The 26,040-nt window shown below is 74.3% G+C and carries 24 protein-coding genes; 22 read left to right on the top strand and 2 right to left on the bottom strand.

Annotated features, from left to right (window positions below; all coding sequences use genetic code 11):
• Positions 1 to 127: 127 nt before the first annotated feature.
• Positions 128 to 349 (bottom strand): DUF397 domain-containing protein, encoded by a 222-nt coding sequence (locus ACIRRH_RS22465; RefSeq protein ID WP_403070139.1) that lies wholly within the window; start codon positions 347 to 349, stop codon positions 128 to 130.
• Positions 346 to 1,194, bottom strand: coding sequence for a helix-turn-helix transcriptional regulator (locus tag ACIRRH_RS22460; RefSeq protein ID WP_403070137.1), 849 nt, complete (start codon positions 1,192 to 1,194; stop codon positions 346 to 348). Before ACIRRH_RS22460 ends, ACIRRH_RS22465 begins: the two co-directional genes overlap by 4 nt.
• Before the next feature lie 288 nt (positions 1,195 to 1,482).
• Between ACIRRH_RS22460 and ACIRRH_RS22455 the strand changes: the two genes are divergently transcribed.
• From ACIRRH_RS22455 to ACIRRH_RS22350, 22 genes are all read left to right on the top strand, one after another.
• Entirely contained in the window at positions 1,483 to 1,851 is a 369-nt protein-coding gene (locus tag ACIRRH_RS22455; protein ID WP_403070134.1) for an ATP-binding protein, read from the top strand.
• Positions 1,848 to 2,108 carry a hypothetical protein gene (locus tag ACIRRH_RS22450; protein ID WP_403070131.1) on the top strand — a complete coding sequence of 87 codons (261 nt, stop codon included), beginning with the start codon at positions 1,848 to 1,850 and terminating at the stop codon, positions 2,106 to 2,108. Before ACIRRH_RS22455 ends, ACIRRH_RS22450 begins: the two co-directional genes overlap by 4 nt.
• Positions 2,096 to 2,254, top strand: coding sequence for a hypothetical protein (locus ACIRRH_RS22445; RefSeq protein WP_403070128.1), 159 nt, complete (start codon positions 2,096 to 2,098; stop codon positions 2,252 to 2,254). Before ACIRRH_RS22450 ends, ACIRRH_RS22445 begins: the two co-directional genes overlap by 13 nt.
• A gap of 244 nt (positions 2,255 to 2,498) precedes the next feature.
• Positions 2,499 to 3,029: a GNAT family N-acetyltransferase gene (locus tag ACIRRH_RS22440; RefSeq protein ID WP_403070125.1), complete on the top strand. Its 531-nt coding sequence runs from the start codon at positions 2,499 to 2,501 to the stop codon at positions 3,027 to 3,029.
• A gap of 83 nt (positions 3,030 to 3,112) precedes the next feature.
• Entirely contained in the window at positions 3,113 to 3,745 is a 633-nt protein-coding gene (locus ACIRRH_RS22435; RefSeq protein ID WP_403070122.1) for an AAA family ATPase, read from the top strand.
• Positions 3,746 to 3,927: 182 nt separating this feature from the next.
• Complete coding sequence (locus ACIRRH_RS22430; protein WP_403070120.1) at positions 3,928 to 7,176, top strand: hypothetical protein; 3,249 nt, start codon at positions 3,928 to 3,930, stop codon at positions 7,174 to 7,176.
• Positions 7,173 to 7,883, top strand: a complete 711-nt coding sequence (locus tag ACIRRH_RS22425) for a DUF4255 domain-containing protein (protein ID WP_403070117.1) — start codon at positions 7,173 to 7,175, stop codon at positions 7,881 to 7,883. Before ACIRRH_RS22430 ends, ACIRRH_RS22425 begins: the two co-directional genes overlap by 4 nt.
• Positions 7,880 to 9,955 (top strand): ATP-binding protein, encoded by a 2,076-nt coding sequence (locus ACIRRH_RS22420; protein ID WP_403070115.1) that lies wholly within the window; start codon positions 7,880 to 7,882, stop codon positions 9,953 to 9,955. The genes ACIRRH_RS22425 and ACIRRH_RS22420 overlap by 4 nt, the downstream gene beginning before the upstream one ends.
• Before the next feature lie 176 nt (positions 9,956 to 10,131).
• Entirely contained in the window at positions 10,132 to 11,664 is a 1,533-nt protein-coding gene (locus ACIRRH_RS22415) for a phage tail sheath family protein (protein WP_403070112.1), read from the top strand.
• Between the two features lie 57 nt (positions 11,665 to 11,721).
• On the top strand, positions 11,722 to 12,162 hold the full coding sequence (locus ACIRRH_RS22410) for a phage tail protein (protein ID WP_218203532.1): 441 nt from the start codon (positions 11,722 to 11,724) through the stop codon (positions 12,160 to 12,162).
• On the top strand, positions 12,159 to 12,644 hold the full coding sequence (locus ACIRRH_RS22405; protein ID WP_403070109.1) for a hypothetical protein: 486 nt from the start codon (positions 12,159 to 12,161) through the stop codon (positions 12,642 to 12,644). The genes ACIRRH_RS22410 and ACIRRH_RS22405 overlap by 4 nt, the downstream gene beginning before the upstream one ends.
• Positions 12,641 to 12,799, top strand: coding sequence for a DUF6760 family protein (locus tag ACIRRH_RS22400; protein ID WP_181970396.1), 159 nt, complete (start codon positions 12,641 to 12,643; stop codon positions 12,797 to 12,799). Before ACIRRH_RS22405 ends, ACIRRH_RS22400 begins: the two co-directional genes overlap by 4 nt.
• Positions 12,800 to 15,936: 3,137 nt before the next feature.
• Positions 15,937 to 16,197 (top strand): hypothetical protein, encoded by a 261-nt coding sequence (locus ACIRRH_RS22395; protein ID WP_403070107.1) that lies wholly within the window; start codon positions 15,937 to 15,939, stop codon positions 16,195 to 16,197.
• 102 nt (positions 16,198 to 16,299) lie between these two features.
• Positions 16,300 to 16,725, top strand: coding sequence for a phage tail protein (locus ACIRRH_RS22390; protein ID WP_224283543.1), 426 nt, complete (start codon positions 16,300 to 16,302; stop codon positions 16,723 to 16,725).
• A gap of 54 nt (positions 16,726 to 16,779) precedes the next feature.
• Positions 16,780 to 17,502 carry a LysM peptidoglycan-binding domain-containing protein gene (locus ACIRRH_RS22385; RefSeq protein WP_224283542.1) on the top strand — a complete coding sequence of 241 codons (723 nt, stop codon included), beginning with the start codon at positions 16,780 to 16,782 and terminating at the stop codon, positions 17,500 to 17,502.
• Entirely contained in the window at positions 17,499 to 19,277 is a 1,779-nt protein-coding gene (locus tag ACIRRH_RS22380) for a VgrG-related protein (protein WP_403070103.1), read from the top strand. Before ACIRRH_RS22385 ends, ACIRRH_RS22380 begins: the two co-directional genes overlap by 4 nt.
• 56 nt (positions 19,278 to 19,333) lie before the next feature.
• On the top strand, positions 19,334 to 19,651 hold the full coding sequence (locus ACIRRH_RS22375) for a PAAR domain-containing protein (protein ID WP_403070100.1): 318 nt from the start codon (positions 19,334 to 19,336) through the stop codon (positions 19,649 to 19,651).
• A complete protein-coding gene (locus ACIRRH_RS22370; RefSeq protein ID WP_403070098.1) occupies positions 19,648 to 20,085 on the top strand; it encodes a GPW/gp25 family protein in 438 nt (145 codons plus the stop codon). The genes ACIRRH_RS22375 and ACIRRH_RS22370 overlap by 4 nt, the downstream gene beginning before the upstream one ends.
• Complete coding sequence (locus ACIRRH_RS22365; protein WP_403070095.1) at positions 20,085 to 22,046, top strand: putative baseplate assembly protein; 1,962 nt, start codon at positions 20,085 to 20,087, stop codon at positions 22,044 to 22,046. The genes ACIRRH_RS22370 and ACIRRH_RS22365 overlap by 1 nt, the downstream gene beginning before the upstream one ends.
• On the top strand, positions 22,043 to 22,606 hold the full coding sequence (locus tag ACIRRH_RS22360; RefSeq protein ID WP_403070092.1) for a phage tail protein: 564 nt from the start codon (positions 22,043 to 22,045) through the stop codon (positions 22,604 to 22,606). Before ACIRRH_RS22365 ends, ACIRRH_RS22360 begins: the two co-directional genes overlap by 4 nt.
• Before the next feature lie 3 nt (positions 22,607 to 22,609).
• On the top strand, positions 22,610 to 23,860 hold the full coding sequence (locus ACIRRH_RS22355; RefSeq protein ID WP_403070089.1) for a zinc ribbon domain-containing protein: 1,251 nt from the start codon (positions 22,610 to 22,612) through the stop codon (positions 23,858 to 23,860).
• A gap of 118 nt (positions 23,861 to 23,978) precedes the next feature.
• Positions 23,979 to 26,033, top strand: a complete 2,055-nt coding sequence (locus ACIRRH_RS22350; protein ID WP_403070086.1) for a transglycosylase domain-containing protein — start codon at positions 23,979 to 23,981, stop codon at positions 26,031 to 26,033.
• Positions 26,034 to 26,040 lie beyond the last annotated feature (7 nt).

Below are 26,040 nucleotides of genomic sequence, written 5' to 3'. Positions count from 1 at the left end.
GGGGCCGCCCCGCCCGGGCGGGGGGGGGGGGGGGGGGGGGGGGGGGGGGGGTTCAGGCGCCCGGGGGGGGGGGGCGGGGGGCCCCCCCCCCGGGGGGCCCCCCCCACCGCTTGGGGCGGGGGAGTGCTCAGAGGAGCCCGAAGTCGAACTCCCCGGTGGCGACGGCGGCGATGAAGGCCTCGTGGGCCGCGCGGTCGAAGGCCAGGGCGGGGCCAGAAGGGTCCTTGCTGTCTCGGACTGCTACGGTCCCGGGGAGGAGCGCGTATTCGACACAGTTCTCGTTGCCGCCGCTGTAGCTCGACTTCCGGAAGGTGAAGCCAGTCGCCTCGGCGTCGGGGTAGTGGGTCACTTGATCAGTTCTCTCTGTGCGGTGATGAACTCGAGCGAGGAGTCGACAGAAAGGGCTTCAGCCGTGATCTCCTGGAACTTCGCCCGGTACAGCTCGACGTCGGTCGGGTCCTCGATCCAGAAACCGGCGAGCATGCCTTCGACGAAGACGACGTCGAGGTCCTTCCGCTGAGGGAATCCGAGCAGGGCGAACGCGCCGCTCATGCCCGGGTGGATCGCCGCACCCGCTGGCATCACCTGGATGTTGACGTTCGCCAGCCGGCTCAGAGTGAGCAGCTTGTCGAGTTGCGGGCCCATGATGTCGGGGCGATTCGCGATGGCTCGGAGCGCGGCTTCATGGATGACCGCCCAGACCTCAACGGGGTTCGGGCGGGTGAGGATGGACTGCCGGGCCATGCGGACCTGTACGAGGTCGTCAACCGTGCCGGTCTTCGTGGTTCGGAGTCGGTCGATGACCAGCCGAGCGTATTCGGCAGTCTGGAAGAGCCCCGGAATGAAGGCGGGTTCGTAGGTCTTGAAGGTCGAAGCCTCGGTTTCGAGCATGATCAGGTCGGTTGCGGACACGTTGATCACGTCACGGTAGCTCAGCCACCAGCCGCGCTTGCTGCCGTCTTTCGTGATGGCGATCAGGCCGGCTCGGAACTCTTCGTCGTCGCAACCGTAGTGGTCGAGGAGCTTGTTGACGTCCTCGATCTTGGCCGCCGTGCGGGCGTTCTCGATCCGGTTCAGCTTGGCCAGGCTCATGCCGGTGGCGTCGGCTGCCGTGTCTGCGGCGATCATCGCTTGCTCCCGGAGCTTTCGCAGCTCCTCGCCCAGCCGACGACGGCGAACGGTTGATACCGCCATGCGATGCCCCTCCTGACCTATCGGTGGACCAGTCTGCCCTTGCTGGTTGCGTGGGCGCTACCGACAACTGGCAGAGAGCGTCACCGAATTCGGGTTCGATATGAGATTTTGCAGATTAGTTGAGTCGGCTTGCGCATGTAATGACCCTCACGTCATGCTGAGTGTAGCTGATCGCATGCTCTGCGTGACTATCGCTGCGATGCGGCTGCGCTTTTCCGTCATGCCATCGCTTCGATCGCGCGTTTGATCGATCGATGGTCATATCTGAAGCCCCACGGAGGTTTCATCGTGTTCCCCCGCGAAATCCCCCCTGACTGGTCGGCTGCGCGCGAGGAGTTGCGCGAGGCCACGGCGCGCGCCGGGTGGAAGCCCGACCTGGTCGCCGATGCCGAGGTCGCGCTCCTCGAACTGTTCGTCAACGCCTGGCGGCACGGTGGCAGCGCGGCGCCGCTCGTCGTCATCGCGCTGCTGGACCGGGTCCTCCGAGTCTCCGTCAGCGACGGGAGCCCGACCCTGCCGATCCAGTGCGACGACCCCGACCCCTACGCCGTCTCCGGCCGGGGCCTGCACCTGGTTCGCTCGCTCACCCACCGCTCCGGCACGGAGCCCCGGAAGTCCGGGAAATCCTGCTGGTTCGAGCTGGACGCCGCCGCGTGACCGCCGACCACCGCCGCCCGACCGGGCCGGCCGACCCGATCATGCGCACCTACACCGAGCCGGAGGTCGCCTCCCTGCTCGAAGAACTCCGCGACCGCGGCCGCAAGTTCGGCCTGATCTGGCCCGCCCTGGCCACGGACCAGGTGGTCGACGGTCGCGTCCTGGTCCGCTTCGGCGTCGCCCCGGCCAGTACCGTCCTCAACCTCCTCGCGATCCTCCGTCACTACGGGAAGGTCGAGGCCCCGTGCGACTCCTGATCAACCTCGCCCTTCCCCTCCTCCTGCTCGTCGCCATCGTCGTCGTCGGCCTCGGTGCGGTCGCCGTCCTGCGGATGCCCCACCGCCCGGACTCCATCGCGACCACCGTCCCCGACCGAGACCGCGACCGCCAACCCGTGGCCTGAAGCCCCACCCCGCCCATGCCGCCCGGCCGGACCCGCCGGGCGGCGGAGGCGCGCGCAGGAAGTCGGCCCCGCCGACTTCCCATGCAGCACACGCCGCATGCAGACCTGCCAGTAACGGTGGGACAGCCGGGCATGCAGCCCGACGACCGACCTGGATACCGGCCGGCGGGCGTAGGGCGCGGCCGCACGAGGACCGTTGCATAGGCTGGCCGTCTCATCGGACGCACCGAGACGAGGTCAGCCCATGCGCAGCAGCACCAGGATCCGTCTGATCGAGCCCATGGACGCTGCCCCGATCGCAGCGCATCGGCTGCGGGACGTCGAGGCCTTTCGGCCATGGGAACCGGTCCAGCCGGACGACTTCTTCACCGCGGATGGCCAGGCGGAGCGGATCGACAGGCTGCTGGCCGGATACCGGGCCGGCACGGTCTGGCCGGGCGTGGTACTTGCCGACGACCAGGTGATCGGGCAGGTCACCGTCGGAGGCATCCTGCCGCAGCCGCACCTGCGCCGCGGCTCCGTCGGGTACTGGATCGCCAGTGTCGCCCAGAACCAAGGCCACGCCGGGCGCGCCGTCGGGCTCGTACTCCAAGTGATGACCGACGAGCTCGGGTTGCACCGCGCCGAGGCGTCCACCAATCTGGAGAATCTGCCGTCGCAGCGGGTGCTGCGTCGCAACGGGTTCAGCCCGTACGGCGTCGCGCACTCCGCGATCTTTCTCGACGGGCGCTGGCGGGACGGGCTGCTGTGGGAGCGGCTCCTCGGCAGCTACTGACCGCGTGGTCGAGCGCCATCCACGTGTACGCCGGCCCGAGCGGACCGGGCTCCGTGCCCGGTCGGGCGCAGTAGGGTCGTTGCATGCTCCTGTGGATCAACGGCCCGTTCGGGGCCGGCAAGACTCAGACCGCGCACGAGATCCAGTGGCGTCTCGCCGGCAGCGTCATCTGCGACCCCGAGCACGTGGGTTTCGGCCTGCACCGGATGATGCCGCCGCCGCTGCGCGGGGACTTCCAGGATCTCCCCGCCTGGCGACAGGGTGTCTTCGAAGTGCTGGACCGTGTTCTCACCGATCACGACGGTGTGGTGATCGCGCCGATGACGGTCGTGGAGCCGGTGTACTTCCGCGAGACCGTCGGCCGGCTGCGAGAGCGAGGCCATGACGTCCGGCACTTCACGTTGTTGGCCGAGCGCGCGGCCGTACTGCAACGGCTGCGCGAGCGCGGGTTCGGGCATGTCGTGCAGTTCGTGGCCGGGAAGGACGCCCCGCTGCGTCGGGAGAGCTTCGCCGTGTCGAAGCTCGACCTGTGTCTGGAGCGTTTGCGCGAGGAGGAGTTCGCCCAGCACGTGTGGACCGATCGGCTGACGATCCCGCAGGTCGCCGACCACATCGCCGCCTCTTCGGGACTGACTCTCGCTCCGAACACCGACAGCGCACTCCGGGGGCGCGTCCGCCGGGCGTGGACAGGGGTCAAGCACATCCGGTTCGACTGAGCCCGGGCGGCGGAGGCACACACGGGAAGTCGGCCCGGCCGACTTCTCATGCGAGGTACGGGCAGCCTGCCCTTCGGGGACACCGGTTGTTTCCCCCGGCTCGGGTGCCCGGGCTCTCCCGCCTCACGCCAGGGCCGAGGAAACTGCGGGGGAGACCGCCCCTGCAACCTGTGAGGTCGAGCGTGATCGGCGCCACCGGCACTCCCCGCACCATCCGGCGGCCGGCCCGGGCCGTCGTCGCGGTGCTGCTCGCGCTCGCGACGGCCCTGGTGACCCTGGGCACCGTCGCCGCCCCCGGCGGGCAGGGTGCCGCCGCGGCCCCGGTGGCCGCGGTCGACCCGGCGGCCGGGCGGATCGTCTTCGCCGGCACCAACCATCGCGGCCTCGGCAAGGTGACCGGCGCCGAGTCGAGCACCCCGCTGTTCGGGCCCGGCCCGATCCACTTCGACCGCGACCCCTCGGCCCGCGGGGACGAACTGGTCTTCACCAGCCTGCGTGACGGCCCGCTGCCCCAGGTGTACCTGCGCGACGCGGCCGGCGCGGTGCACCGGCTCACCACCGGCATGGACACCGCCCACCCCGCGCCGGCCCCGGACGGCAAGGGCGTCGTCTTCGAGGCGCTGGAGGACCGCGGCGGCGACAGCAAGCCCCAGCACGTCCTGTGGGCCGTCAACCGGGACGGCAGCGGGCTGCGCCGGATCACCGACGGCGCGGCCGACGAGACCCATCCGACCGTCTCGCCCGACGGGAAGTGGATCGCCTACTCCTGCGACGGCGAACCATCGCACCGTCAGATCTACCTGCGGCCGTTCACCGGCGGCGCGCCCGTCAAGGTCTCCAGCGTGACCAACGGGGACGCGATCGACCCGACCTGGAACCCGGTGAACGACGACGCCCACCGCAACGAGATCGTCTACACCTGGGACCAGGGCGCCCAGGGCCGGACCCTGATGCTCACCTCGCCCACCGGCGGCGACAAGGCGTTCTTCCCTGGCACCGGCTCCACCTGGAAGACCGGCTCCGCCGCCTGGACGGCCGACGGCACAGGAGTCGTCTTCCTCAGCGCGGACCTGCTCGACCCCAACAACCCGAGTCCGCAGCCCGACCCGACCCGGCCGCCCGTGGTGAACCTCTACACCGCGCTGACCTGCAACTGCAAGGCGCCCGAACTGCTCTACCGGGCCGACCGGTTGATCTCCTCGCCGACCTGGCTGGGCCCGCAGCAGGGCGGTGGCCCCGTCGTCGAGCAGACCAGCGCCTCGGGCTCCAACGTCGCCGATGTGGAGGACGTGCGCCCCGACGGGTCCGACCCGCGCGACCTCGGCATCAGCGTGCTCCGCGAGGACCCGGCCGCCGACACCAACACCAGCACCGACCCGGCCGCCGACCCGCTCTTCCACCCCCGCCCCGGTTTCGACCCCTGGTACGAGCGCCAGACCTACACCCCCGACGGCCGCCAGATCGTGGTGACCCGCTACGAGGACGGGCCCGCCGGGCGGATCCAGCGGATCTGGCTCGCCGACGGCGACGGGGCGAACCCGCAGCCGATGAACCTCGCCGGGCGCGGCCCGAACGACCGGGACACCGACCCGTCCATCTCGCCGGACGGCAAGCTGATCGTGTTCAGCCGCAGCACTCCGGCCACCGGCCAGCAGCCGGCCCGGCCCGGGCGGGTCCTGATAGCCGAGGTGTCCACCGGGAAGATCGTCGGCACCGTCGAGCCGCCGGCCGGCCAGCCGGGCGCCTCCGACGGCCAGCCGTTCTGGTCCCCCGACGGCAAGCTGATCGCCTTCTCCCGCACCGCCGTGGTCAACGGCAACGCCGGCAACCTGCACGTCTGGACCGTCGCCGCGGACGACCTCGCCCGGCAGACCGACCTGAGCCGCACGGCCTGCCCGGGCAGCTGCAACGTCATCGACGACAGCCCCGCGTTCGCCCCCGACGGCCGACGGATCGCCTTCAACCGCAAGGCCGGTGACGGCGGGAACAACCAACAGGACGGGGTGGTGGTCACCACACCGACCGGCGCCGACTGCACGGTGATCGTGCCCGCCGGGCTCGGCCAGGGCGCCTGCACCCGGCCGCTGCCGGAACGCCCCACCACCGGGCCGTTCCAGCCCCGCGACGTCGCCTGGACGGCGGACAGCGCTCAGCTGCTGATGACCTCCCGCCGTGCCGCGCCGCCGAGCTCACCGGAGGGCCTCAAGGTCTACGACTTCGCGACCGCCAAGCTCACCGAACTCGACTGGCGGTTGCCGGGCCGCCAGAAGGAGCCGGCCGTCCAGCAGTCCGTCGACCTGGCGGTCAGCGTGCCCGAGCGGACCCCGGCCGTCCCCGTCGACGGCAGCACCGACGTGACGGTCACCGTCACCAACAAGGGCCCCGCGCCCTCGCCCGGCACCGCCCTCACCGTCTCGGTGCCGACCGGCGCCCGCCTCGGCAAGCTGACCACCCCGACCGGATCGTGCGACGTCGCGGCGCTGCGCTGCGAACTCGGCACCATGGCACCGCGCGCGGTGATCCGGATCACGGCCACCCTGATCGGCACCAGGCCCGGCAACCCGGACTTCGGCTGGAGCGTCACCGGGACGGTCGTCGACCCGTACCCCGACGACGACTCCGCCCGGACCTTCCTGCCGGTGCTGGAACCACCGACCCCCTCGCCGACTGCCACCCCGTCACCGTCCGCCTCGCCGACCCCGACCCCGACCCCGACACCCACACCCACCCCGACCGTCACGCCCACCCCCGCACCGCCCCCGCCCCCGGCCCCCGCGCCGCCGCCCCAGGCCGGCCCCGGAGTCGCGGTCGACGCCCAGCCGAACCCCGGCTACGTCGGCGGCCACGTGACCGTCAGCTACACGGTGCGCAACAGCGGCCAGGCCCTCGCGACCGGCCTGCGGCTGACGCTCGGCCTGCCCGCGGGGGTGCCCACCGAGGCCCTGCCCCCCGGCTGCCGGGGCGGCAGCTGCACGGTGAGCGACCTGGCGCCGGGCCGCAGCGCGGTGGTCCGCGTGGTGCTCTCGCCCGTGGCGGCGCTGGACACCACCATCACCGCGGAGCTGACCACCACCGGCACCGACGCCACCCCGGGACCGCACCGGGCGAGCACCCCGCTGCGCATCCTCCAGCCCCGCATCGTCGCGGTGCCGCCGATCGGCAAGCCCGGCTTCGTGACCTCGGTGCGCGGCGTGGACTTCCCGCCCGGCGCGCCGGTCCGGTTCACCTGGCAGCCCGGCATCACCGCCGCGGCGGCGCCCACCCGCCCGAAGGCCGACGGGACCTTCGCCGGCCAGCTGCTCATCCTCCCCAAGGACGAGACGGGCCCGCGCACCATCACCGCCGAAGGCCCCGGGTTCTCCCCGGTGACCTGCCCCTTCCTCGTGGTGGAGGGCAGCATCGGCCCGCCGGGGGAGGTGGAGCGGCGGTGATCCACGAGGTCGACGAGGCGCTGCGGCAGCTGCTCGCCGAGACCGGTCTGCCCGAGCGCGGGATCGAGGTGGTCTTCGACGCGCCCACCCGGGACTTCGCGGCCCGGCGCAACGCGCCCACGGTCAGCGTCTTCCTCTACGCGCTCCGCGAGGACACCGGCCGCCGGCAGGCCGGCACCGTCGCGGAGTACGACGCGGACGGCCTGGTGACTGGCCATCGCCCCGCCCCCCGCTGGTTCGAGCTGGCCTACCTGGTCACCGCCTGGACCAACCGGCCGCAGGACGAACACCGGCTGCTGGCCGAGGTGTTGCAGTGCCTGACCGCCGCCGACACGCTGCCTGCCCGGCTGCTCACCGGCACGCTCGCCGAGCTCGGACTGACCGTCGGGCTGGACATCGCGGGGCGCGACACCGGCCTGCCGTCGGTCTCCGACGTCTGGTCCTCGCTCGGCGGGGAACTGCGGCCTTCGGTCGACCTGCGGGTGCTCGCCCCGCTGCCCGGCGAGCGCAGCCCGGCCGGGCCGCCGGTCACCGAGGGGTTGGTGCTGCACGCCGGCGACACCACCCCGGCCGGGCCGCCGCCCGCCGACGGCCCGGGCCGCCGACTGCGCTACCAGGGCGCCGCGGACCCCGGGCCGGACGGCTTCGCCGCGCCCCGGGAGCGCGGGCTGCCGCCCGGCCGCCGGCCCCGGGGCAGGGCGCGATGAGCCTCGGCCTCGACCAGGTGGTGAACGGCGCACCGCCGAAGCCCGACCACCTCTGGGAGCGGCTGCACCGGATCGAACAGCGGGTCCGTACCGCGGTGCGCGAGCGCCGGGCCGACGACCCGGACCCGGACGACCCGTACCGCGGCCAGTACCTCGGCCCCGAGGCGGTGGAGCGCATCCTCGCGGCCTCCGCCACGGCGGGCCTGGTCACCGAAGGCCCCGCCGACGGGCCCGCGCCGCCGCCCGGCTCCCGGCTCGGGCGGCTCAGCGCCGCCTTCGGGCTGCTCCCGGTGGACCTCGACCTGCTGCTGGTGGCGCTCGCCCCCGACCTCGACTCCCGCTTCGAGCAGCTCTACGGCTACCTCAACGACGACCTGACCCGCCGCCGGGCGACCATCGGCCTGGCCCTCGAACTGTGCGGACTGCCCGGGGCCGGTGCCGGCCGATTCCGCTTCTCCACCCGGGCCCCGCTGATCGCCGGCGGCCTGCTGGAGATCACTGAGCCGGACCGCCCGCTGCTCTCCCGCACCCTGCGCGTCCCGGACCGGGTGACGGCCCATCTGCTCGGCGACGACGAGCCGGACGGCGCGCTCGGCGGGCTGGCCCGCCGCGCCGAGCTCTGCTTCCGGCAGCCCGACGAGCGGCTGCGGGCGCTGGCCGCGAACGGCGGGTTCGTCCACCTGCTGGACCGGAGCGGACACGCCGCCCCGATCGCGGTGGCCGCCCTCGCGGCCGACGGCCCGCCGCCCCTGGTGGTCGACGCCGCCGCGCTCGCCGCCCGCCCGCCGGAGGGAACCGTACGGGTGCTCGCCCGCGAGGCGCGGCTGGCCGGGGGCGGTGTGGTGCTCGGACCGCTGGACCGGCTCGAACCCGAACGGCCCGAGCGGGCCGCGCTGTTGCGCGAGCTGTGTGCGGAACTCGCCGGTGTCCCGCTGGTCGTGCACGGCCCGCAGGTCTGGGACCCGGCCTGGGCGGCGCAGAGCCCGGTGGTGGTCACCGTCCCGCCGCCGGACCCGCCCGAGCGGGCCGAGCAGTGGGCCCGCGCGCTGGACGAGGCGTCGAGCGGGGAGTTGAGCGAGGAGCTGGCCGAGGCGGTGGCCGCCTACCGGCTGGACCGGGAACAGCTGGCACGGGCCGCCTCGGTGGCGGCCCGGACGGCGGCCGCCGAGCGGCGCCCGGTGCGGGCCGAGGACCTGCGGACGGCGGTGCGGGCGCAGAACGCCGCGGGCCTGGCCCGGCTCGCCCGCCGGATCGAACCCGCGGTCGGCTGGGCCGACCTGGTGCTGCCCGCCCCCACCGCGGGCCGGTTGCGTGAACTCGTGCTGCGGGCCCGGCACCGCGACCAGGTGCTCGGACGCTGGCGGATGCGCCCGGGCGGCGGCCGGGGGAACGGGGTGATCGCCCTGTTCGCCGGGGAGTCCGGCACCGGCAAGACGATGTCGGCCGAGGTGGTCGCCGCCGAGCTCGGCATGGAGCTGTACGTGGTGGACCTGGCCACCGTGGTGGACAAGTACATCGGCGAGACCGAGAAGAACCTGGAACGCATCTTCACCGAGGCCGCGCAGGTGAACGGCGTCCTGCTGTTCGACGAGGCGGACGCGCTGTTCGGGAAGCGTTCGGAGGTCAAGGACGCCCGCGACCGGCACGCCAACGTGGAGACGGCGTACCTGCTCCAGCGGATGGAGTCCTTCGACGGGATCGCGGTGCTGACGTCCAACCTGCGGGCCAACCTCGACGAGGCGTTCACCCGGCGGCTGGACGTCATCGCGGAGTTCCCGCTGCCGGACGAGGCGCAGCGGCGCCTGCTGTGGGACCGCTGCCTGGGGCCGTTGGTGCCCCGCGGCGACGACCTCGACCTGGACTTCTGCGCCCGGCACTTCGAGCTCACCGGCGGCTCCATCCGGGCCTGTGCGGTCTCCGCGGCCTACCGGGCCGCCGGGACGGGCACCCCGCTGGGCATGGCGCAGCTGGTCTCCGCGGTGGTCGGCGAGTACCGCAAGCTCGGCCGGCTGGTGCTGGCGAGCGAGTTCGGGCCGTGGCTGGGCGTCCTCGGGGACACCGCGCACGGCTGAGCGCCCCCGGGGCGACGGGGCGGCCGGGGCGCCTGTGGGGACCACCGGCGGTGTCCGCGGGGGCAGCGGTTCCTGCCCCCGGTACGGGACCTGCGGACATGTTTCCGGGTGGTGCCCGGGCAGCAGACTCGGGGGCGAATGACCGGCGAAATGGTTGGCCAGCCGAAGGAGCGCGTATGCCGTCGTACCTCACCCCGGGCGTGTACGTGGAGGAGGTCCAGTCCGGTGCCCGGCCGATCGAGGGTGTCGGCACGGCCGTCGCCGCGTTCGTCGGCTTCGCCGAGACCGGCCCGTTCCACGAGCCCACACTGGTGACCAACTGGGACCAGTACGTCCAGCGGTTCGGCGGCTTCACCGAGGGCACCTACCTGGCGCACGCGGTGTACGGCTTCTTCGCCAACGGCGGCGGCTCCGCCTACGTCGTGCGGGTCGGCGACCCGGCCCGGCAGGCGCCCGGCGCCGCCCCCGCCGTCACCGCGGCCCCGCCCGTCGAGATCGCGGGCTTCCTCTTCTCCGCCCTGCCGGGCGCGGGCGCCGACGTGTCCGTCGAGGTCGCCGACCCGGAGGGGGAGAACGTCCCCGACGACCGGTTCCGGCTGCTGGTGCGCCGGGGCGCCGAGGTCGTGGAGACCTACGACGTCTCGACCCGCAAGAGCACCAAGGGCTACGTCGTCACCCAGCTGCGGGAGTCGAAGCTGGTCGCCGTCGCCGAACAGCCCGGCACCGCGCCGAGCCGCCCCGAGCGCCGCACCCACGCCCTGGCGCCCGCGCCCGCGCCGGCCGCGGCCCCGGCCGGCCGGCTCGACCCCGCCGAGTACGTCGGCGACGCCGCCGCCAGGACCGGCTTCGGCGGCCTGGAGGCGATCGACGAGATCACCATGGTCGCGGTGCCCGACGTGATGAGCGCCTACCAGCGCGGTGACCTCGACGACGAGGGCCTGCGCACCGTCCAGCTGGCGGTGATGTCGCACTGCGAGCAGATGGGCGACCGGATCGCCGTCCTGGATCCTCCGCCCGGCCTCAACGCCCAGCGGATGCGCACCTGGCGGAACGACGAGGCGGGCTTCGACTCCCGCTACGCCGCGCTCTACTACCCGTGGATCAAGGTGTTCGACCCGGCGAGCGGCCGCAACGTGCTGGTCCCGCCGAGCGGGCACGTCGCCGGGGTGTGGGCGCGCAGCGACGCCGAGCGCGGCGTGCACAAGGCGCCCGCCAACGAGGTCATCCGCGGCGCGGTGGACCTGGAGATACGCCTCAGCAAGGGCGAGCAGGACCTGCTGAACCCGATCGGCGTCAACTGCGTACGGGCCTTCCCCGGGCGTGGCATCCGGATCTGGGGCGCGCGCACCCTCTCCTCCGACCCCGCGTGGCGCTACCTGAACGTGCGCCGGCTCTTCAACTACCTGGAGGAGTCCATCCTCCTGGGGACCCAGTGGGTGGTCTTCGAACCCAACGACGACCGGCTGTGGTCCAGCATCCGCCGGAACATCACCGCGTTCCTCACCGAGGAGTGGCGGCGCGGGGCGCTGTTCGGCCAGACCGCGGCCGAGGCCTTCTACGTCAAGTGCGACCGCGACAACAACCCGCCGGAGTCCATAGACCTCGGCCAGGTGGTCTGTGAGATCGGCGTCGCCCCGGTGAAGCCCGCGGAGTTCGTGGTGTTCCGGCTGTCCCAGTTCTCCGACAGCACGAGCCTCGTCAACGAGTGACCGGCCCGGTCGGCACCACCCCTCGGCACCCCTCGCATCGGAAGGTGACACAAACCCATGGCTGAAGGCGATCCGCTCTCCACACATATCTTCGGCGTCCAACTCGGCGGCTACAACGTCGAGTCCGTCAAGGAGATCAGCAATCTGACGGTCGAACAGGACGTCGTCGAGTACAAGCAGGTGACCCAAGAGGGCAAACTGATCGTCCGCAAGCAGCCCGGCGCCCGGCTGCCCGGCGAGGTGACCATCACCCGCGGCCTGGACAAGAGCGGCGCGTTCACGGACTGGATCAAGGAGACCCTGAACAACGGGGCGATCAACACCGCGCGGCAGAACCTCACCATCGAGGTCAAGGACACCACCGGTGCCACCCTGCGGCGCATCCAGCTGATCAACGCCTGGGCGAGCCGCTGGGAGGGCCCCACCCTCAGCGCCGGCGAGTCCAGCGCCGCGACCGAGACCGTGACCATCGTGTTCGAGGAGATCTCGGTCGAGTGAGGCGGAAGATCGGCCTGGAGGAGCTGCTGGAACGGGCTCCGGCCCCGCAGAACACCGCGCCGCAGCAGCAGGCCCCGGCGGCAGCGGCAGCGGCGCAGCCCCGGGGGCGGGTGCCGCACACCGAGTTCGAGTTCGAGCTGCCACTCGGCTACGTCGACGACGAGGGCACCGTGCACCGGCACGGGGCCATGCGCCTCGCCACCGCCCGGGACGAACTGATGCCGCAGATCGACCTGCGGGTCAAGGAGAACCCGGCCTACCTCAGCGTGGTGCTGCTCAGCCACGTGATCACCAGGCTGGGCGACATCACCGACGTGCACGCCGGGGTCGTCGAGCGGATGTACGCCACCGACGTGGCCTTCCTCCAGGACCTCTACCAGCGGATCAACAGCGAAGGCCACACGCGCGCCGCGGTGACCTGCCCGCACTGCGACGGCGCCTTCGAGGTCGACCTCGCCGGTGGGCGCCTGGGGGAATCGTGACGTACGCGCCTGCTCGGCTGTACGAGGAGATCGCGTACATCGCCTACCACTTCCACTGGCAGCGGGAGGACATCCTCGACCTGACCCACCGCGAACGCGGGCAGTGGGTCAGGGAGATCGCTCGTCTCAACACCCGCATCAGCGAAGGCGGGTGAGCGGGGTGGGGCTTCGGGACTGGATCGGCCGCCGCAGGGGCGGCGAGCCCGGTGGCGCCGGTGGCGCCGGTGGTTCCGGCGGTGCTTCCGGTGATGCCGGCGGGGGCGCCGGCCCGGGCGAGGCCGCCCGGCGGCGCCCGGCGGCGGGGGACGGGGGATGGCGCGCGGTGGCGCCGCTGGTCCCGACCGTGGCCGGACCGGCCGGCGGCGTCAGCGACGGCCTGAGGTTCCGGTCCCGGCTCACCGCATGGCAGGACCCCTCGCTCTGCGGCCCGCTCGGCCACGCGGTCCTCCCGACCGCCCCGGCCGGCATCCTGCGGGCGGTTGCGGGGCCGGGCTCTGCGGCGCCCGTGCTCACCGGCGGGGACGAGCTCGTCGTGCCGGTCGGCCCGGGGGAGGCCGGGGCCCAGGAGCCGGCGGAGGCCGGGCCGTCGGCGGCATCGAGGCCGGCGCGGCAGGCCCGGCCGGTCCAACGGTCCGTCGGGGTCCGGCGGCTTCCGGTGCGGTCCGGGCCGCGCGCGCCGCGCCCGAGCGGGGCCGACCGGCAGGTGGCGCGGGACGGCGCCGACGGCGGCGCGCCGACGCCTGGTGCGGCGAAGCCCGCTACCCCGGCGCCTGGTGTGCCGACGCCTGCCGCATCCAAGCCGGCTGCGCCGAAGCCCCCTGCGGCGAAGCCTGGCACGCCGGCGCCTGCTACACCGACGCCTGCTTCGCCGGCGCAGGCCCCTGCGGTGCCCGGAGCGGTCGTGCCGGGTGCGCCGATGCCTGTCGTGTCGTCGCCCGATGCGGCCACCGCCTCCCCGAGTCGGAGCGAGGCGGCCGTCCGGGCCCACCGGCCGGTGCGGCCGCGCGCCGTCAGCGAACCGCTGATCGTCGCGCGGCGCCCCCGGTCCCTGCCCGCACGCCCGGTGACGGCCGTCCCGGGGCCGGTCAGGAAGCCGGACGCCATCGCCGAGCCGCCGAGCGGGGCCACGGACGCGCCGCTGCCGCCCGCAGCGGTGACGGAAGCGCCCGCCGACGGTACGCGCCCGTCCGTGAGCGCCGAAGCGGCCGTCCGGACGCTGCCGGGTACGGGCGCCACCGCGGCGCCCGCGCGGGGTGCGCAGAGCGGAGGGGCGGTCCAGCGCGCCGCCGTGCCGAGCGGTGGCGCAGCCACCCGTCCGGTCCTCGGCGCGCCCCTGACCGCGCTGCCCGCGAGCGCCTCACCCCTGGCCACCAGCGGCCCTCGGACCCCTGACGCCGCCTCGGGTACGCCGGCCATGCCCGTGGTCCCCGCCGACGCGGGGTCCGCCGCTCCCGAGGCGGCCGGGACCGACGGCGGCGTTCGGCCGTCCGGCGGCGGCGTCCGTGACGCCACCGCCCCTGCTCGCCGCACCCGTACGGCCGCCGAGCCGGGGAGCCCGGCACCGGCCCGTCCAGAGCGCGGGCCGGTCGAGGGCGCACCCGTGCAGCGCACGCCGTCCGGGGCCGTTCCCTCCTCGCCCGCACCGTCCGCACCGACCCCCGAACGTGCCGTACGAACCCCCGAATGCACCGTACCGGTCCCGCCCGGACCGACCTCCGCCCGTACGCGTGGGGGCCTGGGCGCGCCGCTCGACGCGCTGCCGCCGACGGCGGCCGTGGCGGGGGCCGTCGCACCGCTGCTCGGTGGGCGCCGCCCGGTCCGGCGGATTCCGGCCCCGGCGGTGGGCGACGCCGCACCTGCTGTCGCCTCGCCGGTGGCCGGTGAAGGGCTGCCCGTTCAGCGTGCCACCACGCGCTCCGCCGACGGCCAGATGGATTCAACTGCCGTATCACCTCTGGGTGTTGGCGGGAGCCCGGCGGGTCCGACCACCCCGGCCGTTGGTGGCCGACCCGCGCACCCGCGTGCGGAGCACGGCAGGAGCGGCCCGGCGGCCGGGCACACAGTGGTCCCGAACGCCTTGCCGGGGGCGGCACCTGCCCCCGCCGCGCGGCCGTCCGGCAGCAGCCCGGAGCGGCGCCCCGGAACCGTTGCGCAGCCGGTCGTCCCGGCGGGCCGGACCCGCCCTGCCGGAGCAGGGGAGCGGGTCGCCGGCCCGCTCGGAACCGGTGGCGGACCGGTGGTTCCCCTGGCGGTTCCCGCGGGTCCGGCCTCCGGCGGCCTGGGCGTGCAGCGCGCCGTCCGACTCACCCGCCAGAGGCGGGGGCTGCTCGGCGAGCGCCCGATGAGCGTTGCCCTCGCCGTCCCGTCGGCGACGCCAGGGCCCGGCGCCGGCGCGCCCGTCGGCGGGGGCACGGCGGCGGCCGCCCGGCCCGTGGTCCCGGCCGTCTGGCCCCACGCGCTCGCGTCCCGTCCGGACGGCGAACCGGCGGCCGAGCCGGCCGCAGCCGCAGCCGGCGCCGAGACCGCGACCACCGCGCAACGCTCGCGTCCACGGTCACACCCCCGGCGCTCGTCCGGCGCCGGAGGCAGCGGCACCGCCGCCGGAGAGTCGGCCGTGCAGGCGAGCCCGGTACGGCTCCGCCCCCCGGATGCGGCTGCGCCGCGCGGAGTGGTTGCCGCCGTGCAACGTGCGTTCTCCCGGCGTTCGTCGGAGCCGCCAGCCGGCCCGACGGCCGGTCACCCGACGGCCCACGGAGGTCCGACGGCACCCACCGCCACTGCGATCGCTGTCGCACCCGCGGCCCCGCCACGCGTCCTGCCTGCTCAACCCCGTGCCGCAGTACCGGACGTGAGCGTCCCGGCACTGCCGTGGGCAGCGCAGTCGCAGTCGCAGCCGCAGCCCGGCGCCACGAGCGCGGGCCACCCGGCCCCGCGGCGCGCCGCCACGCCGAGGACGTCCGCAGGGCGCCCGAGCCCCGGCGCCCCCGGTTCGCCGTCCGGTGCGGCGAGCGCCCCGCACCCGCCGGTCGTCCGGCTCAGGCCGGTGACGGCCCCGCCGATCCAGCGCCTTCCGGCCACGTCCCGGCCTCCGCAGCCGGCCCCGGCCCAGCCGCCCGTCCTCGCGTCTGCGTCGGGCACGGGCTGGTCGGCGGGCCCGCAGCCCGCCACCGCGTCCGCGCCCGTCGTGCCATGGCCCCTGCCGACCGGGCACGCCACGAACGCGCCCGCCGTACGGTCCGCACCGCCCACACCACTGGCACCGACCTCGCCGTCCGCGCCCGGTACGGCACGCGTGCTGCAGAGGGTGGCCGAGCAGAACGGCCTGACCGGGATTCCGCTGACCGCCGTGCCCGCACGCACCCCCACCACGGTGCAGCGTGCCGTGGAACCCCCTGGGAAGGCCCCCGGCGGACCACCCGCCGAGCCGCCCGCGGACCCCGCAGACCTCGACGAACTGGCCCGGCGGCTGGTCGAACCGGTCGGCCGGCTGCTGCGCACCGAACTGCGCAGGGGCCGGGAGCGCAGCGGCAAACCGTACGACATGCGCCGCTGAGCATGGACCGGAACGCGGATCAGAACGCGAACCAGAGCGTGGACCAGGCGGACGGCCGGCAGGGGGCCGCAGCGACGTGACCGGAAGCAGGGAGCGGAACCGATGACCGACAACATCTTCGCGTCCAGTGTGTTCTTCAGCCTGACCATCGGCGGCAACGACCTGGGCGAGTTCACCACCTGCTCGGGGCTCGGCGCCCAGGTCGAGATCGAGCAGTACGCGGAGGGCGGCAACAACGGCTTCGCCTGGCAGTTGCCGGGCCGCATCACCTGGTCGAACATCACGCTGACCCGCGCGGTCACCGCGGACACCACCAAGATCGCCCGCTGGCTGGCCGAGATCGTCCGGAAGGTCGAGCCGAAGGACGGCGAGATCGTGGCGCTGCGGCCGGACCTGAGCCGGATCGTCGGCTGGCAGGTGCTCGGGATCGTCCCGGTGCGCTGGGAGGGCCCGTCGTTCGACCCGGCCAACTCCCAGGCCGCGATGGAGACCCTGGAGATCGCCCACGCCGGCCTGCGCCCGTCCTGACCCCACCCCGCACCCCCAGCCCCCCGCCGCCCGGCCCACGGAAGGAGCACCAGGATGTCCCCAGCGGTCCCCGCGAGCGTCACCCGGGCCCAACTGACCATCATGGAGCCACCGTCCACGGTCGGCGCCCAGCCCGGCGGCACGCTCGCGCAGCTCCGGCTCCAGTTCAACCCGGCGACCCTGGTGCTGCGCAAGACCACCGAGTGGCGGCGCACCCCGTCCCGGATGGCGGGCGAGTCCGCGCTGCCCGAGTTCGTCGGCAGCGGCCCGCGCTCGCTCTCCCTCGACGTGTTCCTGGACTCCACCGCGACCCACGACAACTCGGTGGAGCGGGCGGTGGAGCAGCTGATGACGGCCTGCGTGCCCACCCCGACCAGCCTGGCGCGCAAGACGCCGGCCAGCCCGTGGATCCGGCTGGACTGGGGCACCCTGAAGACCACGTCGTTCAACGGGGTGCTGACCGGCCTGTCGGTCACCTACTCGCTCTTCGACGTCGACGGGAAGCCGCTGCGGGCGGTCTGCTCGCTCAGCATCGACGAGGCCAGCGTCGACCCGGCCGGCCAGAACCCGACCTCCGGCTCGCCGGAGGCCCGCAGCACCCACCGGGTGATCGCCGGCGACAGCCTGCCGCTGCTCGCCTGGCGCGCGTACGGGGACGCCACCGCCTGGCGCACCATCGCGGAGGCCAACGACATCGACGATCCGCTGGCGCTGGTCCCCGGCGCGGAGCTGATCGTGCCGGGGATCGACGAACTCACCCAGGGCGGACGGCCATGACCACTCCCGAGGCCCGCGGCGGCCGGTCCTTCGCCGCGGATCCCGTCGTCGAGGCGCCGGGCCCGCTGCCGCCGATCTGGGCGACCCAGCTGGTCTCCTGCGACATCGAGGAGAGCGTCGGCCTGCCCGACACCGCGGTGCTGTCCTTCCGGGACGCCAACCACACCTTCCTCGCCGCCACCGGGATCACCATCGGCACCCCGCTGCGGGTGTCGGTGGTCACCGTCCAGGGGAACACCCGGGCACGGCTGTTCACCGGCGAGGTGACCGCGCTGGAGCTGGAGGTGGACACCACGGGCTCGTACACCGTGGTGCGGGCCTCCGCGGTCACCCACCGGCTGATGCGCGGGCGCCGGGTGAAGGCGTTCCGGAACATGACGACCGCCGACATCGTCCGCGAGGTCGCCGCGGGGGCGGGCCTGACCTGCGGGAAGGTCGACTCGTTCCCGGTCGTCCACCAGCAGCTCTCCCAGGCGAACGTCCCGGACTGGGAGTTCCTCCAGTTCCTGGCCCAGGAGAGCGGCGCCCAGGTACGGGTGGACGACGACGGGAAGCTGGAGTTCGTCCGGCCCGAGCCCGCCTCCGGCGCACCGGCCCCCTCCACCCCTGCGCCGCAGAACCCGCTGGTGCTGGAGTACGGCCGCAACCTGCTGGAGCTGCGCGGCGTGCTGACCGGCGCCGCAGGAGCGGACACGGTCGAGGCGCGCGGCTGGAACGTCACCACCAAGAGCGCCCTGGTCGCCACCGAGCCCGCGGTGACCTCCCGGACCGTGCAGCCGGGGATGAGCCCCTCGGCGGTGAGCTCCGCCTTCCCCGGCCAGGCCCGGCTGACCGTCGCCGACACCCCGTACCGCACCCAGGCGGAGACCGCCTCGGTGGCCCGGTCGCTGGCCGCCTCGGTGGCGGCCGGCTTCGGCGAGCTGGAGGTGGTCGCCGAGGGCAACCCGCGGCTGCGGGCGGGCACCGCGGTCGCCCTGGGCAACGTCGGCGCCGCCTTCTCCGGCCGCTACACCGCCACCGGGGTGCGCCACCTGCTCGAACCGTTCCGCGGCTACCGCACCACCGTGGTGGTCAGCGCGGCCCCCGACCGCTCGCTGGCCGGTCTGACCAGCGGCGGCAACGCGCCGCCGCGCGGGCCGCGGATGCCGGGCCTGGCCGTCGCCGTGGTCACCGACGTCCGGGAGCCGGGCGGCGGGCAACGCGGCTGGGTGAAGCTGAAGTTCCCCTGGCTGGACGACGCCTACGTCTCGGACTGGGTGCGCACCGTGCAGTGGGGCGGCGCCGGGGGCGGCGGCGTGGTCAGCCCCGAGGTCAACGACGAGGTGCTGGTCGGCTTCGAGCAGGGCGACCTGGACAGCCCGTACGTGCTGGGCGGGCTCTACAACGGCGTGGACCGGCCCTCCCCGCACGACGTGCCGCTGGTCGACGCGGCCGCCGGCAAGGTCAACCGCCGCTCCGTGGTGTCCCGTTCGGGCCACCGGATGGAGCTGCTGGACGTGCCCGGCGGAAAGTCCGGCGTCCGGCTGGCGAGCGGGGACGGGAAGCTGGAGGTCAGCCTGGACCAGCAGCGCGGCGAGATCGTGCTGACCGTCCACGGCCTCGGCGGCGCGGCCGGCAGCACGGTGCGGCTCTCCTCCTCCGGCATCACCCTGGACGCGGGCACCGGAACGGTGGACGTGCGCGGCGGATCCGTCACCGTCCGGGGGACGACCTCCGTCACCGTGGACGGCGGCGCCGAGGCGGTGCTCAAGGGGGCCTTCGTCCGGATCAACTGACGGAACGTCACATCACGCCTACCAGCAGACACCATTATCGGAAACGGAGACCGTACATGCCCCCCGCAGCCCGGACCGGCGACCTCACCGACCACGGCGGCGCCCTCACGACCCCGCCGCCGGGCGCCCTCAAGGTGGCGACCGTGCTGATAGGCGGCCGCCCCGCCGCCGTCGTCGGCACCGTGCACGCCTGCGTCGTCCCCCCGCACCTGGCTCTGGGCCCCGGCAACCTCGTCATGCCCTCCCCGGGCGCGGTCACCGGGGGAGTGGTGCTGATCGGCGGCCTGCCCGCGGCCCGCATGGGCGACAAGACGACCTGCGGCGCGACCATCACCACGGGTGCGTTCAACGTCCTGATCGGGGGCGGCATATGACGAGCAGCTTCATCGGCCGCGGCTGGGCCTTCCCGCTGCGGGTGAACGCCACCGGCGGCATCGGCATGGTGGACCGGGACCGGGAGCTCGCGGAGGCGATCCGGCTGATCCTCGGCACCGCCCCCGGCGAGCGGCCCATGCGCCCCGAATTCGGCTGCGGCATCCACGAGTACGTCTTCGCCCCGGGCGACAGCACCACCGCCGGGCGGATCGCCCGCGAGGTGCGCATCGCGCTGGAGCGCTGGGAGCCGCGGATCGAGGTCGACGACGTGGTGATCGCCTTCGACAGCGTCGAGGAGGGCACGCTCTACATCGACGTCCACTACACCGTGCGCGCCACCAACGACCGCCGCAACCTGGTCTTCCCCTTCTACACCATCCCGGAGCACCCGGGCGCGGACTCCCTCGACACGGCGGACGGGGGTGCGCGCTGATGGCACTGCCCTCCCCGAACCTGGACGACCGCCGCTTCCAGCAGCTCGTCGACGAGGCCAAGCGGTACGTCCAGCAGCGCGCCCCGGAGTGGACCGACCACAACGTCTCCGACCCGGGCGTCACCCTGATCGAGACCTTCGCCTACCTCGTGGACCAGCTGCTCTACCGGCTGAACCGGGTGCCGGAGAAGAACTACGCCGCCTTCCTCGACCTGCTCGGCATCCGGCTCTTCCCGCCCGCCGCGGCCCGGGCCGAGGTCGACTTCTGGCTCTCCGCCCCGCAGCCCGAGACGGTCCTGCTGCGGGCCGGCACCGAGGTCTCCACGCTGCGCACCGAGACCGACGACGCGGTGGTCTTCTCCACCGCCGAGGACCTGCCGATCGTCCCCAGCTCGCTGGAGCGGCTGGTCACCGTCTCCGCTTCCGGCGAGCAGTCCGACGGCACGGCCAGGCTGGCCGACGGCGCGGACGTGCCGTGCTTCCAGCCGCGCCCGGCGGCCGGGGACGCCATGCTCTTCGCCCTGCCGGCCGTGGTGCCGCGCTGCATCCTGATCGTCCGGCTGGACAGCCGGGTGGAGGGCGTCGGTGTCGACCCGCGGCAACCGCCGCTGGCCTGGGAGGTGTGGGACGGCGCGCGCTGGATCGCCTGCGAGACCGGCAGCGACACCACCGGCGGCCTCAACCGGCCCGGCGAGGTGGTCGTCTTCGTGCCCGCCGGGCACACCGCCTCGGTGGTCGCCGGCCGGCGGGCCGGCTGGCTGCGTTGCCGGGTCACCGAGCCGCAGCCGGGCCAGCCCTTCTACTCCGAGTCGCCCACCGTCCGGCGGGCCGAGGTGTTCACGGTCGGTGGCACCGCGACCGCCGTCCACGCCCGGACCGTCACCGACGCGCCGCTCGGCGCCTCGGAGGGCGTCGCGGGCCAGCGCTTCCGGCTCGCCCGGCCGCCGGTGCTGCTCGACGGCGAGCCCCCGGTGGTCGAGGTCGCGGCCGGCGACGGCTGGGAACGGTGGACGGTCGTCGAGCACTTCGGCGAATCCTCGCCCGCCGACCGGCACGTGGTGCTGGACGCGACCACCGGCGAGTTCCTCTTCCCTCCCGCGGTCCGGGAACCCGACGGCAGCCTGCGCGCCTTCGGGGCGGTGCCGCCCAAGGGCGCCCGGCTGCGCGTCCCGCGCTACCGCACCGGCGGCGGGATCGCGGGAAACGTCGCCCGCGGCACCATCACGGTGCTGCGCAGCTCCGTCCCGTACATCGCCCGGGTCGACAACCGGGAGGCGGCCCGGGGCGGGGTCGACGGCGAGACGGTGGAGAACGCCAAGGCCCGCGCCCCGCACCAGCTGCGCCTGCAGGAACGTGCCGTCACCGCCGGGGACTTCGAGCTGATCGCCCGGCAGGCCGCTCCGTCCGCCGCCCGGATCAGCTGCGTGCCCGCCGCCGGCGGGGAGGCCGGGGCGGTGCGGGTGCTGGTCGTCCCCGACGCCGTCGCGGACGAGGGCGACCGGCTGCGCTTCGAGCAGCTGATCCCCGACGAGCAGGTGTTGGCCGCCGTGGCGACGGCCCTCGACGAGCGGCGGCTGATCGGCACCCGGCTGGTCGTGCAGCCGCCCGCCTACCAGGGCGTGACGGTGGTGGCCCGGCTCACCACCCGCTCCGCCGACCCCGACCGGGTCCGCGAGGAGGTGCTCGCCGCGCTGTACCGGTACCTCAACCCGCTGCGCGGCGGCGCCGCCGGCGAGGGCTGGCCGTTCGGCCGGGCGGTGCAGTACGGGGAGGTGTTCGCGGTGCTCCAGCGGGTGGCCGCCGTCGCGGGGGTCGAGGAGCTGCGGCTGTTCCCGGCCGACCCGATCACCGGACGCCGGGGTGCACCCGCCGAGCGGGTCGAGGTCCCGCCGGACGCCCTGGTCTTCTCCCACCAGCACCAGGTCGTGGTCACCGCGGTCACCGAGGACGGGCCGTCATGACCCGGGCCGCGGTCCCGGGACTGCCCAGCCCGCACCCGATCGGCGAACTGCTGCCCGCGCTCTTCGCCGACGACGACCTCGCCCAGCGGTTCACGGCCGGCCTGGACACCGTCCTCGCCCCGGTCTTCGCGACCCTGGACAACCTGCCCGCCTACTTCCGGCCCGGCCTCGCGCCGGCCGACTTCCTCGACTGGCTGGCCTCCTGGGTCGCGGTGGAGGTCGACCCGGCCTGGCCGGTGGAGGTGCGCCGCGCGGTGGTCGAGCGCGCGGTGGAGCTGCACCGCTGGCGCGGCACCCGGCGCGGCCTCACCGAACGGCTGCGGCTGGTGCTCGGCGCCGGAGCCGAGATCGTGGACGGCGGCGGCGTCTCCTGGTCCACCGACCCGGACGCCGAGCTGCCGCCCGCACCGAGCGGCGAGGTGCTGGTCCGGGTCTGGCCGCTGAGCGGTCCGGAACCGGACGAGGACCAGGTGCGGTCCGTCGTCAGGGCGGGCTGTCCGGTCCATCTGACCTGCCGGGTGGAGATCCTGCCCGGCCCACCCGGGCGAGTGGAGGACTGACGGATGCCGGTGTGCCCCGAATGCGGAACGGCCAACGGGGAGGGGGACGACTTCTGCGGCAACTGCGGCGCCTACCTCGGCTGGTCGCACGGCACCGCTGCCGCGCCGACGGCGACGCCGGCCGCGCCCGCGGCGGTGCCCGCGCCCGCGCCGGCCGCGCCCCGGCCGGCGCCCGCCGAGCCCGAACCGACGCCTGTGCCCAAGCCGGCGCCCGAGCCGGCGTCAGAGTCCGCACCCGCACCCGTCGAATCCACCCGGCGGAGCGCATCGCGGCGCACCGCGCGGGCCAGGGCGGAGACCACGGAGGCCGCCAAGCCGGAGCAGCAGCCCGTCCCGGCTGTCGAGCCCCCGGCAGCCGAGCCCCCGGCGACCGAGCCCGCGGCCCCGCCCGCCGCCGAGCCCTCGCGCCCGAGCACCGCCCCCGTACGGCCCGCTCCCGCGCAGGCCCCTGCTCCCGTCCCCGCCCCGCAGGCCGACCCGGTGGCCGTCCGGCCCGCCAAGCCCGTCGCACCCCGCCCCGTCAGCCGGCCGACGGAGGCCGCCGAGACCCAGGACGGCCCGCCCTGCCCCCGGTGCGGCACGCCCAACCTGCCCGAGCGGAAGTTCTGCCGCCGCTGCGCCGCGCCACTGACGGCCACCGCGGCCGCTCCCGAGCTGCCCTGGTGGCGCACCCGCTGGCCGTTCCGGCGCCGGGTGCGGATCGGCGGCTCGGGCAACGCGCTGCGCCGCACCATCGCGCTGCTCGTCCTCATCGCGGTGATCGTCGCCGGGATCCTGCTCTACCCGGCCGGCAAGGACGGCTTCCAGGGCGTGCTGGACAAGCTCCGCAGCACCGCGCCGATCACCCCCGCCGCCACCTCGGCGAGCGCCGCCGTCGAGGGCCATCCGGCCACCGCGGCCGACGACGGCCTCAGCAACACCTACTGGGGAGCACCCGCGATCGGGGACTCCGTCACCTTCTCCTTCCGCACCCCGTTCCGGCTGGTGGACCTGATCATCCACACCGGCGACTCGGTGGACCCGGAGCACTTCCGGCAGCAGGGGCGTCCCACCGTCCTCTCCCTGGAGGTCACGGCCAAGGACGGCGAGGTCCACACCCAGCAGATCTCGCTCAACGACCAGCCGGGCCCGCAGACCGTGCCGACCGGGATCAGCGACGTGACGCAGGTGAGGCTCACCGTCCGGGAGGCCGCCGGAACCGGCCCCGGCCGGGCCATCGCGCTCGCGGAGGTGGAGTTCTTCAAGCGCACCTGACCCCGCCGCCCGCCACCGGAGGGAACCGATGGTCCCGACCGCGTCGTCCGTCCCGCCGGCGCCGTGACGGAGCGGCTTCCAAGGAGTTCCTCATCTGTGCCGCGTACGGTCACCCGTCATGGCGGAACAGCGGGTGGTGGCGGGCATGCGGAAGCTGGGGCACGGGACGCGGCTGGTCGCGGTGAGCGTGATCGCCGGGGTGGTGGCGGCGGGGATGGTGCTGCCCGCGGTGGCGGCGGTCGGGCTCGGCGCGCAGTCGGCGGCGGACGACTTCCAGAACCTGCCCGACGACTTCAGGACTCCGCCGCTGTCCCAGGCCTCGACCATCCTCGACGCGCAGGGCGGCACGATCGCCACCGTGTACGAGCGCGACCGCACGGTGGTCCCGGCGGACCGGATCTCCCCGCTGGTGAAGACCGCACTGGTGGACATCGAGGACAACCGCTTCTACGAGCACGGCGCGATCGACCTCAAGGGCGTGCTGCGTGCCCTGGACAAGAACGCCTCCTCGGGCACCACCGCCCAGGGCGCGTCCACCCTGACCCAGCAGTACGTGAAGAACGTCTTCGTCGAGGAGGCGGGCAACGACCCGCAGAAGGTCGCGGAGGCGCAGCGGCAGACCGTCGGCCGCAAGATCCAGGAGCTGAAGTACGCGATCAAGGTCGAGGAGACCCTGAGCAAGGACCAGATCCTCACCAACTACCTGAACATCACCTTCTTCGGCGAGCAGGCCTACGGCATCGAGGCGGCCTCCCGGCGCTACTTCGGCGTGCACGCCGCGGACCTCACCCTGCCGCAGGCCGCGCTGCTGGCGGGCCTGGTGCAGTCGCCGACCGGCTACGACCCGACGGTCAACCCGACGGCGGCGAAGGACCGGCGGGACACCGTGCTGCGCAAGATGGCCGAGTACGGTCACATCACCCAGGAGGAGGCCCGGCAGGCCATCGCCTCCCCGCTCGGGCTGAACGTCCGGGCGCCGCAGCAGGGCTGCATCCTGGCCAAGCAGGGCGAGGGGTTCTTCTGCGACTACGTGCGCACCGTGGTGCTCACCGACCCGGCCTTCGGGAAGTCGGCGGCCGAGCGCCAGGCGGTCTGGAAGCGCGGCGGGCTGCAGATCCACACCACGCTCGACCCCAAGGCCCAGGCGGCGCTCCAGGCCTCGGTCACCGGCCACGTCGACGCCGGCGACCAGGCGGCGACCGCGATGAGCATCGTCCAGCCGGGCACCGGGAAGATCCTGGCGATGGGCCAGAGCCGCCCGTACGGCGTCGACGCCAAGCAGCACCAGACCCAGATCAACTACAACGTCGGCAAGGCCATGGGCGGCGGCCTCGGGTTCCCGACCGGTTCGACCTTCAAGCCGGTCGTCGCGGCGGCGGCCCTGGAGAGCGGCATCCCGGCCGACCAGAGCTACACCACCGACTACAGCATCCCGTGGCCGGCCATGACGGACTGCTCGGGCGGCCGGTTCCCCTCCGCCGGGCAGGTGCACAACGACAGCCAGAGCCTCACCGGCGGGTTCGACATGAAGACGGCCATGGCGCAGTCCGTCAACACCTACTTCGCGAAGCTGGAGGCCGACACCGGCCTGTGCAACGTGGCGCGGATGACCGACAAGCTCGGCATCACCCAGCAGGCGGGCGGAGAGAAGCTCCAGGTGGTGCCCTCGATGACGCTCGGCAGCAACGACCTGACCCCGCTGGGGATGGCGGCCGTCTACGCGGCCTTCGCCGCCCACGGCACCTACTGCGCACCGACCGCCATCGCCTCGGTGACCGGCCCCGACGGCGGGCAGCTCGCGGTGCCGCAGGCGAACTGCTCGGCGGCGATGTCGTCCACCACCGCCGACACGGTCAGCGCGATGCTCAAGGGCGTCGTGGAGGACGGCACCGGCCGGACGGCCGGCCTCACCGGCCGGGACAGCGCGGGCAAGACCGGCACCACCAACGACAGCCGTCAGGTCTGGTTCGTCGGCTACACCCCGGAGATGGCGGGCGCGACCGTGGTCAGCGACACCGACAACCCCAAGCCGCTGGACGGCCAGCGGATCGGCGGCCGGGTGGTCGACCAGGCCTTCGGCGGCACCCTGGCCGGCCCGATCTGGCGTGACGCCATGGACGGCGCCCTGGCCGACACCCCGGCCGGAACCTTCACTCCGGTGCAGCTCCCGTAGCGGGCCG

The sequence above is a fragment of the Kitasatospora sp. NPDC101235 genome (genome assembly GCF_044767505.1).
In the GTDB taxonomy this organism is placed as follows: domain Bacteria; phylum Actinomycetota; class Actinomycetes; order Streptomycetales; family Streptomycetaceae; genus Kitasatospora.
This window is presented reverse-complemented; position numbering and strand designations above follow the sequence as displayed.